Genomic DNA, 16,301 nt, shown 5'->3' with positions numbered 1-16,301 from the left:
GCGTGGGGCCGTGAGACCGTGGGGGACCACGCCCGTGGGGAGGGCGGGTGGAGCGGGGTGGAGCGGGGTGGAGCGCTCCCCGAGGGGTGGGAGCCGTCGGCGTGCCGCACTCGGACCGTGGCAGAACAATGGACTGGACCACTCGGATCGTCAAGGGACCGGCGGGTGAACCGCGCGCCGCGCGCGCCGAAGCCGCAGAAGTCATCCACCGTGCGGCACAACGGACAAGACGCACCGTCAGGGTGCGTACAGCTCCTCGATGTCCTGCTCGTAGTACTCCGTGATCGCGGCGCGCCGAAGCTTCAGTGACGGCGTGAGCAGTCCCTGGTCCACGTCGAACTCCCGTGGCAGCAGCCGGAACGCGCGGATCGACTCGGCGCGCGAGACGGCGGTGTTGGCGGCGCCCACCGCCCGCTGGATCTCGGCGTGCAGCTCCTCGTCGGCGAGGGCCGCCCACGGGTCGAGCTGCTCGCGCCCGTGCGACTTCAGCCAGTGTGCGAGCGCGGCCGGGTCCAGCGTGATCAGCGCGGCCACGTACGGGCGGTCGTCGCCGACGACCAGGCACTGCGAGACCAGCGGATGGGCCTGGACCCGCTCCTCCAGGGAGCTCGGCGCGAGGTTCTTGCCGCTGCTGGTGACGATCAGGTCCTTCTTGCGGCCGGTGATGGTGAGGTAGCCGTCCTCGTCCAGGCTGCCGAGGTCGCCGGTGCCGAGCCAGCCGTCGTACAGCGCCTCGGCGGTGCACTGCGGGTGGTTGAGGTAGCCGTCGAAGACGCCGGGGCCGCGCACCCAGACCTCGCCGTCGTCGGCGATCGCCACCGTGGCGCCCGGTACGGGCCGGCCGACCGTGCCGAGCTTCTGCCGCCGCGCCGGGTTGGCGGTGACGGCGGCGGAGGTCTCGGTGAGGCCGTACCCCTCGTACAGGTCGAGGCCGATGCCGGTGAAGAAGAGGCCGAGCTCCCGGCCGAGCGAGGAGCCGCCGCACATCACGCCGCGCACCCGGCCGCCGAGCACCGCCCGCAGCCGCTGGTAGACGGTCCGCTCGTACGCCAGGTGGCGCAGCCGCACCTTCGGGCCGGGCCCGGGCCCGTGGCCGAGTGCGCGCTGCTCGCGGGCGGCGGCCCACTCGACGGCCACCTGCCGGGCCTGTTCGAAGAGTTCGCCGCGCCCGGCCTCCTCGGCCGCCCGCCGGGCCCGTTGGAAGATCTTGTCGAAGACGTACGGGACGACGTGCAGGAAGGTCGGCCGGTAGGAGGCCAGGGCGGGCAGCAGCACCTCGGTGGCGACCTCGGGGATGTGCCCGATCCGGAAGCCGCCGCGGACCGCCGCGACCTGCACCATCCGGCCGTAGACGTGCGCCAGCGGGAGGAAGAGCAGGGTGGACGGCTGGGCGCCGCCGGTGTCCTGGAAGACGTCGCCCCAGCCGTCGAGCAGGGCGTCGGCCGCGGCGGCGAGGTTGGCGTGGGTGAGCAGGCAGCCCTTGGGCCGGCCGGTGGTGCCCGAGGTGTAGACGACGGTGGCGATGTTGTCCGGCGCGACGCCGAGCCGCTGGCGGTGGACGAGCGAGTCCGGCACCCCGCGCCCGTCCTCGGTGATCGCGGCGACGCAGCCGCGGTCCAGCTGCCAGATCCCGGTGAGGTCCGGCAGAGCGTCGCAGACCGCGCCGACCGTCATGGCGTGGTCCTCGTCCTCGACCAGGCAGGCCACCGCCTGGGTCTCGGCCAGGATCCAGCGCACCTGTTCGGGGGCCGCCGTCGGGTAGACCGGGACGGGGATGGCGCCGATCGACCAGAGCGCGTAGTCGAAGAGCGTCCACTCGTAGCGGGTGCGCGACATCAGGGCGACCCGGTCGCCGTAGCGGACGCCCCGGGTGAGCAGGCCCTTGGCCAGCGCCAGTACCTCGTCCCGGAAGGCGGCCGCGGTGACTCCCCGCCACTCCTGGTCGTCGCCGTCCCGGCGGGCCAGCTGGACCAGCCCCGGCGTGCGTTCCGCGGTGTCGTAGAGCGAGTCGGCCAGCCCGCCACTGGCCGGTGGTCCGGCCGGCGCAGGGGTGGTGAACTCGCGCACATTGCCCCCGATCCCGTTGCGTCCCCTGCCTGCCGGGCCCGTGCGGGCCTTGCCGGGCCCCTACGGGCGTCCGGATCGGCGGTGCGCTGACCGGTCGGGCAGGTGGGAGCGAAACTATCGGATTGCACTGTCACTGCCCAGGGGTGTGACCGTGACGCGCCGAGATCGGCACCGGCCCGTTGGGAAAGTGCCGTGGCGGCCCGCGGCCGCGGCGGCGGGGGACGGACGCGGGAGAGGGCGAATCCGGGACGTCGGGGACGATCCGGACACGGCCGGGGTGAAGCGGAGCAGAGGACGGGTTCGACCCTCGAACGAGTGGTCAGGGCGTAGTAGGCTCTCGCAGACCTGCGGCCGGGACCTCCCGGCCAGGCCTGATCCGCCTGCCAACCATCCGTCCGACCTGCCTGTCCGACCCGCCCGCCCGCCGTCCGCCTGTCACAGCCGTCCCGTCGCGGCCGTCCCCGGCCGACCCCTCGATCCGCTCCCCGTCCGCGCCTGGCACTTCCCGACCGAGGACTCCATGCGTTTGCGCAGCAGCTCGATCCGCGCGAAGATCATCGCGCTGCTCCTGGTGCCCATCGTCGCGCTCACCGCCCTGTGGGCGTACGCGACGCTCGCCACCACCGGCGACGTCTGGAGCCGGCTGGAGGTCAGCAGTACGTACAAGGAGTTCGGGACGCCGGTCGACCAGTACGCCGCCGACCTGCAGAGCGAGCGCCGCGCCGCCGTCCAGCGGCTGGCCGACCCGTCCTCGCGGGCCGCCCGGGACGCCTTCGAGCACGCCCAGGCCGTCACCGACCAGGGTCTCGCCGTGCTGCGGCAGAAGAAGGACAGCGGCGGAGGCCGGCTCGACACCGCGCAGCGCGGCCGTTACGTGCAGATCCTCGCCGCCGCCGACCAGCTCGCCCCGCTGCGCGGGCAGATCAACCGCTCGGCGCTCAACTGGGAGTTCGCGCTCGGCCAGTACAGCGACCTGATCAAGCCCACCTTCGGCTTCCGGTCCGCGTTCGTCGCCCGCCAGAGCGGCCAACTCCCGCGGCAGGGAACGATCCTGATCGAGCTGGCGCGCGCCCGCGAGTACCTCGCGCAGGAGGACGCGGCGATGGAGGGCCTGCGCACCGCGCCCGGGCGGCCGACCGCCGAGCAGTACCAGGTGGCGCTGGACGCCCTGCACAACCAGCAGGCGCTGTTCACCGTCTACATCGCCGAGCTCGAACCGGCCGACCAGACCGACTACATCGCGCTGCGCGGCGGCGAGGCCTGGGCGGCGCTGGCCCGGGCCGAGGCGGACTTCGTCGGCGCGGGCGGGCCGGACCGGGTGGTCCAGGCGATCAACGGCGACTCCTGGCGGGACACCGCCGACCGCGCCCTGGGCGACCTCGCCGCGATCAACTCGCGCCTCGCCGTGGCGATCGGCGACCGCGAACGCTCGTACGCGATCGGCATGCTCTGGCGCGGCGGCATCGCCGGTGTGATCGGCCTGGTCGCCGTCGTGCTGTCGGTGGTGATCTCCTACCGGATCGGCCGCGGCCTGGCCCGCGAGCTGATCGGCCTGCGCAACGCCGCCAACGAACTGGCCGGCACCCGTCTGCCCTCGGTGATGCTGCGCCTGCGCAAGGGCGAGGCGGTGGACGTCGCGGTCGAGGCGCCGGAACTGGAGTTCGGCCCGGCCGAGGTCGGCCAGGTCGGGCGTGCGATCAACGCCGTACAGCGGGCCGCCGTCGAGGCCGCCGTCGAACAGGCCGAGCTGCGGCGCGGCGTCTCCGCGGTCTTCGTCAACCTGGCCCGACGCAGCCAGGTGCTGCTGCACCGCCAGCTGACCCTGCTCGACACCATGGAGCGCCGCACCGAGGACCCGGCCGAGCTGGAGGACCTCTTCAAGGTCGACCACCTCACCACGCGCATGCGCCGCCACGCCGAGGGCCTGATCATCCTGGCGGGCGGCTCGCCCGGCCGGGCCTGGCGCAAGCCGGTCCGGATGGTGGACGTGGTCCGCGCCGCCGTCGGCGAGGTGGAGGACTACGCCCGGGTGACCGTCCGGCCGTTCCCCGGCACCGGGCTGCTCGGCAGCGCGGTCGCCGACGTGACCCACCTGGTGGCCGAACTGGTCGAGAACGCGGCCGTGTTCTCCCCGCCCAGCACCCAGGTGTCCGTCCAGGGCGAGGTGGTGGCGCACGGCTTCGCGCTGGAGATCGACGACCGCGGCCTCGGGCTGAGCGAGCAGGCGCTCGCCGAGATCAACGAACGCCTCGCCGTGGAGCAGGAGTTCGACCTGGCCGACACCGACCGGCTGGGCCTCTTCGTGGTCAGCCGGCTGGCCCGCCGGCACGGCATCCGGGTCCACCTGCGGCCCTCGCCGTACGGGGGGACGACGGCCGTGGTGCTGATCCCGCGCGAGCTGCTGGCGGAGGCGCCGGACGGGCTGGCGGAGCCGCCCTCGGCGGGTGGCGTCGCCGCCGGTGCTCCGGCTGCCGGTGTTCCGGGAGCCGCCGCCGCTGCCGGGCAGCGTGCGGTGCCCGGCCGGCGAGGGCAGCGCGACCTGGTCGCGGTGCCGGCGCTGAGCGGCGAGGAGCACGAGGGGCAGGGCGCCGCCAGGGCGGAGGACCGCCGGACCGGTGGCGCGGTGGCGGGCCAGGGCGGCCGTCACCGGGTGAGCGGCGGGCCGCGCCCGTCGGCGCCCGAGCCGGCCCGGACCCCGGGCGGGCTGCCGCGGCGCTCCCGGACCAAGGGCGGCCCGGTGCTGGTGCCGACGCCCGTCGACGAGGACTCCCCGGGCACCGGAAGGCACCGCCGCGAGGACGTGGCCGCCGCACCTGCCGAGGGGCCGGCGGAGGCTCCTGCCGTCACGCCTGCCGCCGTCCCGACCGCCGTCCCGCCGACCGCCGTCCCGACCGCCGTTCCGCCGACCGCCGTTCCGACCGCCGTCCCGGCCGCCGGGCCTGCCGTCGCAGCTGCCCCGGCGCTGGGGGACGCCGCCCCTGCGGGTGTCAGGACGCTGCCGCGCCGGGTCCGCCAGGCGAGCCTCGCGCCGCAGCTGCGTGAGCGCGCCGCACAGGACGCCTCCCGGGGCACCGGGCAGGCCGGCGCCGCCGAGGCCGCCCGGGAACGCTCGCCGGAGGAGGCGCGGGCGACGTTCACCTCGTTCCAGCGCGGCTACACCCGCGGGCGCGGCGCCGGCAGCAGAGCCACCAGCGGCGCCGGCACCCCGCCGGTGTCCCCGCCCGCCCGGCCCGTCGCCGTACCCGCCTGGCTTCCCCCGGACCCGGCCCGACGGGCGATCAGCCCGGCGCCCGCGCCGGCGGCGCTGCCCGCCCCGCCCGCCACCGGCTCGGCGCCGCTCGCCCGCCGCGTGCCATCCGCACCCCCGGTGCCGCGCGCGGCCCGGACCCCGTCGTCAACACCCTCACCAACGGCACCACCTGCACAGCCCGTACGACCAGCACAGCCCGCACCACCCGCTCCAGCGGAAGGAACAGATTCATGACCACTACGACGCAGTCATCCGGGGACCTCAACTGGCTCCTGGACGACCTGGTGGGACGCGTCGCGGCCCTGCGCCACGCGGTGATCCTCTCCAGTGACGGGCTGGCCACGGGGGCCTCCCGCAACCTCGACCGCGAGGACGCCGAGCACCTCGCCGCCGTGGCGGCCGGCTTCCACAGCCTGGCCAAGGGCGCCGGCGGCCACTTCAAGGTCGGCGGCGTGCGCCAGACCATGGTGGAGCTCGACGAGGCGTTCCTCTTCATCACCGCGGCCGGTGACGGCAGCTGCCTGGCGGTGCTGAGCGAGGCCGAGGCCGACATCGGCCAGATCGCCTACGAGATGGCCCTGCTGGTCAAGCGGGTCGGCGAGCACCTGGCCGCCGAGCCGCGTACCGAAGCCGCCCCGCCGGGGAGATGAGCGGCCCGATGGCGGAGGAGGAGCCGACGCGCGAACAGGACGACCCGGGCGGGGACGAGCCCGACGTCGACCTGTTCCAAGCGCGAACCCCGGTCGACGACCGCTGGTTCGACGACGACGCCGGCCCGGTGGTGCGGCTCTACTCGATGACGCGGGGCCGCACCCGGCCGGTCGAGGACGGCCTGTTCGACCTGATCTCGCTGGTCACCGCCGCCGAGCCCGGGCCGGACGCGGGGGCCGTACCCGCGCACGTGCTCGACCCGGAGCACCAGACCATCCTGGCCTGGTGCCGCCGGGAGCCGCTGTCCGTCGCCGAACTCGGCTCCTACACCGACCTCCCGGTCAGTGTGGTCCGAGTGCTGCTCGGCGACCTCTACGACGCCGAGCTGATCAGCGTCACCCGACCCGTTCCGCTCGCCGAGCTGCCGGACGAGCGCCTGCTGCGAGACGTGATCAATGGACTCCGTGCGCTCTGACCACCAGCCCCGTGAGCAACGGGGGAACACCGACGACCCGCAGTGGCGGGGAGGTCCGGGCGTCGCCGTGAAGATCCTGGTCGCGGGGGGCTTCGGCGCGGGCAAGACCACGCTGGTCGGTTCGGTCAGCGAGATCCGTCCGCTGCGCACCGAGGAGGAGCTGAGCGAGCTCGGCCGCCCGGTGGACGACACCTCGGGTGTGGAGGCCAAGCGCACCACCACCGTGGCCATGGACTTCGGCCGGATCGACCTGCGGCCCGGGCTCGCGCTCTACCTCTTCGGCACGCCGGGCCAGGACCGGTTCTGGTTCGTCTGGGACGAGCTGGCACGCGGCTCGCTCGGCGCCGTGGTGATCGCCGACACCCGCCGGCTCGCGGACTGCTTCCCCTCGGTGGACTTCTTCGAGCAGCGCGGCATCCCCTTCGTGGTGGCGGTGAACTGCTTCGACGGCACCGAGGTGTTCACGCCCGGGGAGGTCCGGGACGCGCTCGACCTGGACCCGGACATCCCGGTGGTCCTCTGCGACGCGCGCCGCCGCGAGGACGGGAAGAACCTGCTGGTCACACTGGTCGAGCACGCCGCCGAGCGGTCCCGGCGCGCCCCGGCGCGGGCCTGACGGAGGCTCCGCCGAGGGGGCCGGGAGGCCGTCGTCTCATTTCGGCGTCCGCATCCCGGACGTTCGGGCGCCGGGAGGTTGCCTTGACCGGCGCGGCATGGAAGGCTCTGTCGACGAAGGCCGTGCGGACCTGTCCGGCGGCGATGCACGCCACCGTGAACTCGCGTCGGCGCGATTCACGACAGAGTGGCCGGCAGTAGGGCGATCGACCGCAAGGCGATCGACAGCAATGAGGGGGAGGGCAGAGCCGTGACCGTCGACCAGCGACGCACTGCCGCCGTGCCCGTCCCCGCCCCGGTCGCCCCGGCGCTGACGATCCGCCGGTACATCGACCACGCGTTGATCTGCAGCGCCTGTTGTCGGTGACGGCCCGGCCCGTCCCCGCACTTCCGACGGATCCCCCGGCCGGCCCCGCACGCCCCGCACCCCACGGTTGCCGGGTCGTCGCGTCGGCCGCCATGTGACGATCCGTCAAATCATCGACCCGGCCGCATCGGACGTCTCCCCGTCCGGCGCCGTGCCGTGCCCCGGACCCGCATCGCGGAGAGCACCAGTGAACCTCCTCTGCTCCACCTCCACCCCCGTCCCCGATCCTGTCCCAGCCCCCGTTCCCACCCTCGCCGTCGCCGGTGACGGGGTCGCCGCCGGCGCCGTCGTCGGTGTCGTCGGCGGGGCGGAGGCGGTGCGGCGGGCACGGAGCAGTGGTCCGTTCGCCGGGTCGAACGGCCGCAGGGACACCGTCGCGGACGGCGCCCGAGGTCACCTCGACCTCAAGCCGTTCTGGCCGTCCCGGCAGCCGCACCTGTTCGACCAGACGTGTCCGGGCTCGCCCAGCGCGTCCCGGCACTCCGCCCGCTGACCTCGAATCAGCCCCGGCAGTACGCCCGGTCGACGCGCAAGACGACTCCACCCCGTCCGTCACGCGCGAAATGAGCGGCACCATGTCCTCCACCTCCACCGCCACCCTCCCCCTTCCCGCCGCGACCCCGCACCTGCGCGCGGTCCGGTCCGTCCCCTCGACCGCCGAGCGATGGCACGGCCAGCACCCCGCCGGTCCGCAGCACTCCGCCGTTCCCCAGCAGCCGTCCGTCCAGCCGCATCCGGTGGCCGCCCCGGCGCATCCGGCGGCCGGCGCCGTACCGGGCGTCCCGGCGCCGCAGGCCCTGCTCGCCGCACTGCCGGAGGGGGCCACCGTCGTCGCCGCACTTCCGCAGGGTGCGCTGCCGCAGGCGCTGCTCGCCCAGTACGGCGCGCAGTTCGGTGCGCAGTTCGGCAGCGCGGCCGGCCATCCGATGGTCGGGTACCTGGTGCTGGTGCCCGCCGAGAGCGGGTCCGCCCCGGCCGGCCCGACTGCCGTCGCCGCGGCTTCGACGGCCGCCGCCGGCGCCGCCCGGGTGTCGTCCGCGGTTCCGGCCGCCGGGCTCCCGGCGGGGGTGTCCGCCGGGCCCGCCGCCGTCCGCCCGGTGCGGCCGGCCGGCCGCGGCATCACCGTCGACGTGGAACGCCGCAACGCCTACGTCGACGGGCGGCTGCTCGACCTCACCTACCTGGAGTTCGAGCTGCTGGCCCACCTGACCGAGCACCCGCAGCGGGTCCACACCCGCGACCACCTGGTGTCCGCCGTCTGGGGCTACGGCCACGTCGGCGACGGCCGCACGGTGGACGTGCACGTGGCGCGGCTGCGCCGCAAGCTCGGATCGGCCTACCGCGAAAGCATCGTGACGGTCCGTCGGGTCGGATACAAGTACACCCCGGTGGCCTGATTCCGGGCGCGGCCGCCCGAACGGGGCGCCGCTGAAGCGAACCAGCCGGTGCGGGCCGGGCGTTCACCCTGAACGCCCGGCCCGCACCGGTGTGTCGGCGGCCCCCGGAGTGGCCGGCCCGGCGCGTCGGCCCGATGCGAGGCCCGGCGCGAGGCCCGGGCCGGAGCCGCTCACCGGGCCCGCCGCTCAGGCGCGCTGGTCCGGTGGCAGCAGCAGGACGGAGAGCGCACCCGCGCAGGTCCTGGCGTGACCGAGGAACCAGTCCAGCCGGTCGTCCGTGAGGTGGGCCGGCGTCGAGCGGACGGCCAGCGCGAACCGGGCCTGCCCGGTGCGGTCCAGTACCGGGACGGCCACGGTCCGGACGCCGGCGGCCGACTCGCCGTCGTTGAGCGCGTGGCCCGCGGTGCGGACCTTCACCAACTCCGCGGCCAGCAGCTCCGGTTCGGTGATCGTCCGGTCGGTGAACGGCTGTAGCGGGCCGATCGCGGCCGCCCCGGCGTCGCCGGGCCGCGGCCAGGCCAGCAGGACCTTGCCCAGGGCCGTGGAGTGGAGCGGCCGGCGCAGCCCGAGCCCGGTGTCCGGGCGGACCGAGGCGCCGACCAGGATCACCGCGTGCGGACCGCTGCGGATCGCGAGGTCCGCGGTGGCGCCGGTGCGTCTGGCGAGCAGGTCGAGTTCGGGTGCGGCGAGGTGCAGTCCGCGCTGGTGGAAGCTGAGTTGGCCGAGTTCGGCGACGGCCGGGCCGAGCCGGTACCGGGCGGTCTGCTCGTCCTGCTCCAGGAACGCGGCGCTGACGAGGGTGCGGGCGAGGCGGTGCGCGGTGGAGACCGACAGTCCCATCCGGCGGGCCAGGTCCGAGGCGCTCAGGTCGGGGCCGTTGTCGTGGAAGCAGTGCAGCAGCCCCAGGGCCCGCTGAACGGCCTGTGCGCCGGCCGGCGGGCTCTGGACGGCGGTGACGGCGTCGGCCATGACACCTCTCGTTCTGTCCGGCGCTCCGGCCGGTTCACCGAAGTCGGCTCCAGACTAGGGCAGCTGATGCTTCGGGATGATGTCGGTGATGTTGCAATGGAATGGCGTTCATGAACAAGTGATCCCATCATGTGGCAATAGCTTGCTTCGCGCTCCCTCGCCGTGGAACGCTCGGCACATCGCACCGGACGGCCCCGTCCGAAGCGCCCGCCGGAAGCATGCGCGTCCGGCCGCCGCCGGCCCGACGGTCCCTCTCCGCCGGCCCGCATCGATGGTCCCGATCCGCAGGAAGGAGCAGCGCCGTGACGACCCGCCGGTGCCCCGCCCCCTGCGCCTGTTGTCGCTGACGCCCCTCCCGCCCCGTCGGGCGCCTTGCCGCCCCCGACGTCCCGACGTCCCACGTCCGTGCCGCGCCCCGCCGCGCCCGTGCACACCCACCCGTAGAGGAATCCCGCCACCGTGCCCAGCCACGCCCGCACCGCCGTCCCGGCGACGTCCGAAGCCCCGGACACCCTCTGGTTCACCCGCTGCCCCGTCCCCACCGCCACCGGGATCGCCGCCGACCGGGGTTGGCTCGCCCGGGAGTTCGCGCCGGACGGCATCACCGTCCGCTCGCTCCAGGAGGCCCCGCCGGAGGTCGCCGTCGACCACCACTACACCCACGCGCTCACCGGCCTGGTCCGTGAGGGCGGCAACGTCCCCGCGCTCTGGGCCCGTTCGCGCGGCGAGCGGACCCGGCTGATCGGCCTCACCTGGATCGAGGAGCGCCAGGTCGTGCTGGTCCGCTCCGGCAGCGGGATCACCGGGCCCGGACAGCTGCGCGGCCTGCGACTTGCCGTCCCACGTCATGGGATCGGCATCGACTTCTGGCGGGCGATGGCCCTGGCCGGCCTGAACGGTGCCCTCTCGCTCGCCGGACTCGCCCTGGAGGACGCCGAGTTGGTGGACGTCCCGGCCCTCCCCGGGGGCGGGCAGTGGGCGGCGGAGCTGGCCGCACTGCGCGCCGGCACCGTGGACGCCGTCTACGTCAAGGGTGCGCTGGCGGTCGAGGCGGCCCGCCGGATCGGTGCCGAGGTCGCCGTCGAGCTGGACGCCGTGCCCGAGCGCCGCACCCGGGTCAACAACGGCACACCCCGGCCGATCACCGTCCACCAGCGGCTGTTGGACGACCACCCCGAGCTGGTTGCCCGCTTCCTCGCCGTCCTGCTGGAGGCCGCCGACTGGGCCGCGGACCACCCCGCCGAGGTGGGCCGCATCCTGCAGGCCGAGACCGGCGCCGGCGCCGAGGGCGTCACCGGGGCCTACGCGGCGGGCAGCCACCGCACCCTGCACCTCGACCTCTCCGGGGAGCGCCTCGGCCTGCTGGCGCAGCAGGAGCGCTTCCTGCACCGTCACGGCTTCCTCGACGCGCCCGTCGACGTCCGCACCTGGACCGACCCCGAGCCGCTGCGCGCCGCCCGCGAGCTGCTCGAACGCCGCCGGGCCGCCGCGCGCGGCTGACGGCGCCAGCCGCGCGGTCCCTCCGACCACCCGCGCGGCCTCCCGACCCACCTGCCGACCCCACCTGGAGCCACCAGTGAAGACCCCCCGCCCCGCCCTCGCGGCCGCCGCGCTGCTCGCCACCACCGCCCTGGCCGCCTGCGGCTCGTCCGCCGACGGGGCCAAGGCCTCTGCCGACGGCGGCGCCGGGGCCGACGTCGTGCTGCGCCTGCCCGACCCGGGCAACAACGGCTTCCTCGCCCTCGGCAAGAAGGACGGCTCGCTGGACAGGGCCCTGGCCGCCGTCCACGCCAAGGCCGCCTGGACCGGCAGCGCCGGCCCGTTCGCCCCCGCGGCCCAGGCCCTCTCCGCCGACCAGCTGGACGTCGCCCAGGGCTCGATCACCTCGGCCGTCGCCGCACTCGCCCAGAAGCCCGGGTTCAAGCTGTTCGCCCGGACCGCCCCGGACGGGGCGGGTGAGGGGATCCTGGTGAAGAACGACTCGCCCATCAAGTCCGTCCAGGACCTGGTCGGCCGGAAGGTCGCCGTCTCCCAGGGCGGCACCAGCGAGTACCTGCTGCTCAAGGCCCTGGAGAAGAACAACGTGCCGGTCGACAGGGTCGAGCGCGTCTACCTGCGCGCCGACCAGACCTCGGGCGTCTTCAACTCGGGCCAGGTGGACGCCTGGGCGACCTGGAACACCTTCTCCACCCCGGCGATCGCCAACTCCGGAGCGCATTTCCTGGCCACCGGCAAGGAGGTCGGCTCCGACAACTACGCGGTCTGGGCGGTGCGCAACGGCTTCGCCGACAAGCACCCGGCGGTGGTCAGGGCCTTCTACACCTACCTGCACGACAACGGCCTCAAGGAGAAGGCCGACCCGGCCGCCTACCTCAACGTCTTCACCGACTCCGGCCCGACCGCCGTCACCGCGGCCGAGAAGGAGGTCGCGGTCGCCGTCGCGAGGCAGGGCGCCGCCGCGGACGTGATCTCCGAGGCCGACATCGCCCGCTTCGGCACCGTCGCCCGGTTCTTCGCCGACCAGAAGGTCACCAAGCAGCTGGTCGACGTCAAGCCGTACCTGATCGACATCAGCACGTTCTCGGACGGTGCCAGGTGAGCGCCGCCACGACGCAGGCCGCCGCCACCGCGGACACCACGGCCCCTACGGACACCACGGCTGCGACCGCGAGCGCGACCGCGAGCGCGGCCGAGGACGACGGCACCGCGGCCGCGCTCGAAGCCGGACTGGTCGCCCCGCGGACCAGGCTGCCCGCACCCCGCCCGCGGGCCCTCGCCGTCACCCTGCGCACCATCGGCCCGCTCGCCCTGCTCGGCGGCTGGGCGCTGGCCTCCGCCACCGGCGCGCTGACCCAGGACGTGCTCGCCTCGCCCGCCCAGGTCGCCGAGGCGGTCGGCGAGCTCTGGGGCAACGGCCAGCTCGTCGACGCGCTGACCGTCTCGCTCACCCGGGCCGGCCTCGGCCTGCTCCTCGGCGCCGCCACCGGGCTCGTCCTCGGAGTGGTCACCGGGTTCTTCCGGCTCGGCGAGGAGCTGCTCGACTCGGCGGTCCAGGTGCTGCGGACGGTGCCGTTCCTCGCGCTGGTGCCGCTGTTCATGGTCTGGTTCGGCATCACCGAGACGGCGAAGATCGCCCTGATCGGCGTCGCGACCAGCTTCCCGATGTACGTCTCGGCCTCCGGTGGGGTCCGCAACACCGACCGCAAGCTGGTCGAGGCGATGCGCAGCTTCGGACTCGGCCGCTGGGCCGTCGTGCGCACAGTGGTGCTGCCCGGCGCGCTGCCCTCGCTCCTCTCCGGCCTGCGGCTCTCGATGACGCTCAGTGTGATCGCCCTGATCGCCGCCGAGGAGATCAACTCCACCGAGGGCATCGGCTACCTGATGGCCCAGGCGCAGAACTACTCGCGCACCGACGTCCTCGCCGTGTGCATCCTGATCTACGGGCTGCTCGGCCTCACCGCCGACGGCTTCGTCCGTGTCCTGGAACGTTTTCTGATGCCCTGGCGCAAGGCCACCCAAGGAGCAGGCCGATGACCACCCCGACCGCCACGCCGGCCGCCTTCCCGGCCGCCACCCCGACCACTGTCCCGGCCGCCGTTCCCGCGGCGCCGGTGGCCGCCTTCCCGGCCGCCACCGGGGGCCCCGCCGTCCACCTGCGCGGGCTGCGCAGGGTCTTCGGCACCCGGGCCGTCCTGGACGGCGTCGACCTCTCCATCGCCCGCGGCGAGTTCGTCGCCCTGCTCGGAGCGAGCGGCACCGGCAAGACCACCCTGCTGCGCATCCTCGGCGCCCTGGACAGGGCCGACGCCGGCACCGTCCTCGTCCCGCCGGTGCGCACCGTGGTCTTCCAGGAGCCCCGGCTGGTCCCCTCGAAGCGGGTGCTCGCCAACGTCACCGTCGGCCTGCCGCGCGGCGCGGCCACCCGGGAGACCGGCCTGCGGGCGCTCGCCGAGGTCGGCCTGGAGAAGCATGCCGGCGCCTGGCCCGCCACCCTCTCCGGGGGCGAGGCGCAGCGCGTCGCGCTCGCCAGGGCCCTCGTCCGCGAGCCGCAACTTCTGCTGCTGGACGAGCCGTTCGCCGCCCTGGACGCGCTGACCCGGCTGCGCATGCAGGACCTGGTCGGCGACCTCGTCCGCCGCCACCGCCCGGCCGTCCTGCTGGTCACCCACGACGTGGAGGAGGCCGTCCGGCTCGCCGACCGCGTCGCCGTTCTGCGGGACGGCCGGCTCGTCCGCGACGAGCGCGTCACGGTCGGGCGCCCGCGCGACCCCGCCGACCCCGCCTTCGCCGAACTGCGCCGACGCCTGCTCGCCGATCTCGGGGTCCACTGACCGCGGCTGCCGGACCCCGACCCGACGCCCGACCCCACGCGACGCCCGACCCCAACCCGACGCCCGACCCCACCCGAGGCCCGACCTGCCGACCACCGGCCGCCCGACGAAGCAGCCGCCAAACCCCGCCACCCGCACTGGAGTTCACCATGGCCATCACCCTCGGCGTCCACGCCAGCAACCCCTCGCTCTACTACCTCTCCCGGCTGGACCACCTGAACGAGGAACTGGCCCCGCTCGGCGAGACCGGCGCCTTCCACCACTACGCCGACGGCACCCGCACCGGGGCCCTGCTCGCCGACGGCACCATCGACTTCGGCGGCACCGGCTCCACCCCGCCGGTCACCGCCCAGGCCGCCGGCCACGACCTGGTGTACGCGGCGGTCTCCGCGCCCCGCCCGGACCACGGCGCGCTGCTGGTCCGTGCCGACGGCCCGGTGCGGTCCGTCGCCGACCTCAAGGGCGGCACCGTCGTGCTCGGGGTCGGCTCCTGGCAGACCCACCTGCTCGCCAAGGCCCTGCACGCCGAGGGCCTCTCCTACGCGACCGACGTCACCCCCGTCCGTCCGGCCGCCGGTGAGGACCAGGCGCAGCGGCTGCGCGACGGCGAGATCGCCGGATGGATCGCCCAGGGCGCCGAACTGGCCGCCGCCCGCCGGGACGGCGGCTTCCGAGAGCTGGTCCGCACGGGTGACGTGATCACCGACCGCTCGGTGTTCTTCACCCGCCGGGACTTCGCCGCCGACCGCCCCGAGGTGGTCGCCGCGATCGGCGCCGCGCTGCGCCGGGCGGACGCCTGGGTGGCTGCCAACCTGGCCGAGGCGGCCGCGATCGCCGCCGCCGACCTGGGCGGCACGGCCGAGGACTGGCGCACCGCGCTGGCCGCGCTGCCCTGGCAACTGGAGCCCGCCACCGCCGGGTTCGTCGCCGAGCAGCAGGAGGCCGCGGACATCTTCCACGGCGTCGGTTTCATCGAGCGTCCGGTGACCGTCGCCGACGCCCATCTGCCTGCCCTGGAGGCCCCGGTGGCCGCCGCGATCGCCAGGGCGGTCTGAACCGATGGCCTCCGAAGTCCTCTGGTACATCATCCCGCGTGAGGGCCACTACCCGTGGGAGCCGGCCGGCTGCCGCCCGGTCGACCTCCGCTACCTCCAGCAACTCGCCGGCAGCGTCGAGCGGTTGGGCTACACCGGCGCACTGCTGGCGACCGACCTCTACGACGTCTGGGATCTCGGCAACGCCCTCGCGGCCGCGACCACCCCGGCGTTCAAACCGCTGCTGGCCGTCCACCCCGGGCTGATCTCGCCCACCCTGCTGGCCAAGATGGCGCTGAGCTTCGACCACCTGCACGGCGGCCGGCTGCGCTTCAACGTGGTCAACGGCTCGACCGCGCAGCTGCGGGAGTACGGGCTGGACGTCGAGCACGACGACCGTTACCGGCTCAGCGGCGAGTACTGGTCCATCGTGAAGCGGCTCACCGCCGGTGAAGTCTTCGACCACAAGGGCGAGTTCTACGACCTGAAGAACGCGGGGGCGAGCCTGCGCGAGCTCGCCCCGGTGCAGCCGGGTGGTATCCCGCTCTGGTTCGGAGGCAGTTCGGCGGCCGGCATCGAGATGGCCGCCGAGCACGTGGACGTCTACCTCACCTGGGGCGAACCGCCGCACCTGCTCAAGGAGAAGCTGGACCTGGTCCGCGAGCGCGCCGCCGCGTACGGGCGCAGCCTGCGGATCGGGCTGCGGCTGCACCTGATCGTCCGCGACACCGAGGACGAGGCCTGGGCCGCCGCCGACCGCCTGCTCGACGTCACCAGCGAGGCGACGTACGCCCGACGGCTCGGCGGCGCCGAGGGGGAGGACGGGGTCGGCTGGCAGCGCCAGTTCCGCCAGCACGGCGGCAGGGTCCCGGCGCGGGCCCGGGAGTTGGAGAGCCACCCGAACCTCTGGCCCGGCATGAGCCTGTTCCGGCCCGGACCGGGCACCGCGGTGGTCGGGTCCACCGCCCAGGTGGTCGAGCGCCTCCAGGAGTTCGAGTCGCTCGGGGTGGACACCTTCATCCTCTCCGGCAACCCGCTGCTCGAAGAGGCCCACCGGGTGGCGGAGACGCTGCTGCCCGCGCTGGGGATCAATCGCCGGTAGCGCGCGGGGGCGTGCCCGGCAGCATCGGGAACGGCACCGGCGA

At 74.8% G+C, this 16,301-nt stretch carries 14 protein-coding genes; 12 read left to right on the top strand and 2 right to left on the bottom strand.

Annotation, left to right across the window (positions count from 1 at the left end; translation table 11 throughout):
- Window positions 1-237 precede the first annotated feature (237 nt).
- On the bottom strand, window positions 238-2,067 hold the full coding sequence (locus tag J5Y04_RS01300; protein ID WP_209409153.1) for a long-chain fatty acid--CoA ligase: 1,830 nt from the start codon (window positions 2,065-2,067) through the stop codon (window positions 238-240).
- 520 nt (window positions 2,068-2,587) lie between these two features.
- Between J5Y04_RS01300 and J5Y04_RS01295 the strand changes: the two genes are divergently transcribed.
- The 6 genes from J5Y04_RS01295 to J5Y04_RS01270 all read left to right on the top strand — a co-directional run bounded on the left by J5Y04_RS01295 (window position 2,588) and on the right by J5Y04_RS01270 (window position 8,822).
- Window positions 2,588-5,551: a nitrate- and nitrite sensing domain-containing protein gene (locus J5Y04_RS01295; protein WP_209409149.1), complete on the top strand. Its 2,964-nt coding sequence runs from the start codon at window positions 2,588-2,590 to the stop codon at window positions 5,549-5,551.
- Window positions 5,548-5,967: a roadblock/LC7 domain-containing protein gene (locus J5Y04_RS01290; RefSeq protein WP_209409145.1), complete on the top strand. Its 420-nt coding sequence runs from the start codon at window positions 5,548-5,550 to the stop codon at window positions 5,965-5,967. Before J5Y04_RS01295 ends, J5Y04_RS01290 begins: the two co-directional genes overlap by 4 nt.
- A complete protein-coding gene (locus J5Y04_RS01285) occupies window positions 5,964-6,443 on the top strand; it encodes a DUF742 domain-containing protein (RefSeq protein WP_307852865.1) in 480 nt (159 codons plus the stop codon). Before J5Y04_RS01290 ends, J5Y04_RS01285 begins: the two co-directional genes overlap by 4 nt.
- On the top strand, window positions 6,424-7,059 hold the full coding sequence (locus J5Y04_RS01280) for an ATP/GTP-binding protein (RefSeq protein ID WP_209409142.1): 636 nt from the start codon (window positions 6,424-6,426) through the stop codon (window positions 7,057-7,059). Before J5Y04_RS01285 ends, J5Y04_RS01280 begins: the two co-directional genes overlap by 20 nt.
- A 553-nt stretch (window positions 7,060-7,612) precedes the next feature.
- Window positions 7,613-7,918, top strand: coding sequence for a hypothetical protein (locus J5Y04_RS01275; RefSeq protein ID WP_209410091.1), 306 nt, complete (start codon window positions 7,613-7,615; stop codon window positions 7,916-7,918).
- Window positions 7,919-8,000: 82 nt separating this feature from the next.
- Entirely contained in the window at window positions 8,001-8,822 is an 822-nt protein-coding gene (locus J5Y04_RS01270) for a winged helix-turn-helix domain-containing protein (RefSeq protein WP_245203965.1), read from the top strand.
- Between the two features lie 186 nt (window positions 8,823-9,008).
- Here J5Y04_RS01270 and J5Y04_RS01265 read toward each other — a convergent pair whose 3' ends face one another.
- On the bottom strand, window positions 9,009-9,791 hold the full coding sequence (locus J5Y04_RS01265; protein ID WP_209409138.1) for an IclR family transcriptional regulator: 783 nt from the start codon (window positions 9,789-9,791) through the stop codon (window positions 9,009-9,011).
- A gap of 459 nt (window positions 9,792-10,250) precedes the next feature.
- Here J5Y04_RS01265 and J5Y04_RS01260 point away from each other — a divergent pair, with 459 nt between their 5' ends.
- The 6 genes from J5Y04_RS01260 (at window position 10,251) to J5Y04_RS01235 (ending at window position 16,258) form a co-directional block, all read left to right on the top strand.
- Window positions 10,251-11,291 (top strand): ABC transporter substrate-binding protein, encoded by a 1,041-nt coding sequence (locus J5Y04_RS01260; protein WP_209409135.1) that lies wholly within the window; start codon window positions 10,251-10,253, stop codon window positions 11,289-11,291.
- 76 nt (window positions 11,292-11,367) lie between these two features.
- Entirely contained in the window at window positions 11,368-12,390 is a 1,023-nt protein-coding gene (locus J5Y04_RS01255; RefSeq protein WP_209409123.1) for an ABC transporter substrate-binding protein, read from the top strand.
- A 128-nt stretch (window positions 12,391-12,518) separates the two neighbouring features.
- Window positions 12,519-13,325: an ABC transporter permease gene (locus tag J5Y04_RS01250; protein WP_209409967.1), complete on the top strand. Its 807-nt coding sequence runs from the start codon at window positions 12,519-12,521 to the stop codon at window positions 13,323-13,325.
- A complete protein-coding gene (locus tag J5Y04_RS01245; RefSeq protein WP_209409119.1) occupies window positions 13,322-14,122 on the top strand; it encodes an ABC transporter ATP-binding protein in 801 nt (266 codons plus the stop codon). Before J5Y04_RS01250 ends, J5Y04_RS01245 begins: the two co-directional genes overlap by 4 nt.
- Window positions 14,123-14,271: 149 nt before the next feature.
- Window positions 14,272-15,177 carry an ABC transporter substrate-binding protein gene (locus tag J5Y04_RS01240; RefSeq protein ID WP_209409114.1) on the top strand — a complete coding sequence of 302 codons (906 nt, stop codon included), beginning with the start codon at window positions 14,272-14,274 and terminating at the stop codon, window positions 15,175-15,177.
- A 4-nt stretch (window positions 15,178-15,181) separates the two neighbouring features.
- Entirely contained in the window at window positions 15,182-16,258 is a 1,077-nt protein-coding gene (locus J5Y04_RS01235) for an LLM class flavin-dependent oxidoreductase (protein ID WP_209409111.1), read from the top strand.
- The last annotated feature ends 43 nt before the right edge of the window (window positions 16,259-16,301 follow it).

The organism is Kitasatospora sp. RG8 (assembly GCF_017813315.1).
GTDB lineage: Bacteria > Actinomycetota > Actinomycetes > Streptomycetales > Streptomycetaceae > Kitasatospora.
Note: the sequence above shows the minus strand (reverse complement) of the source record. Positions and strands in the feature narration are given on the sequence as shown.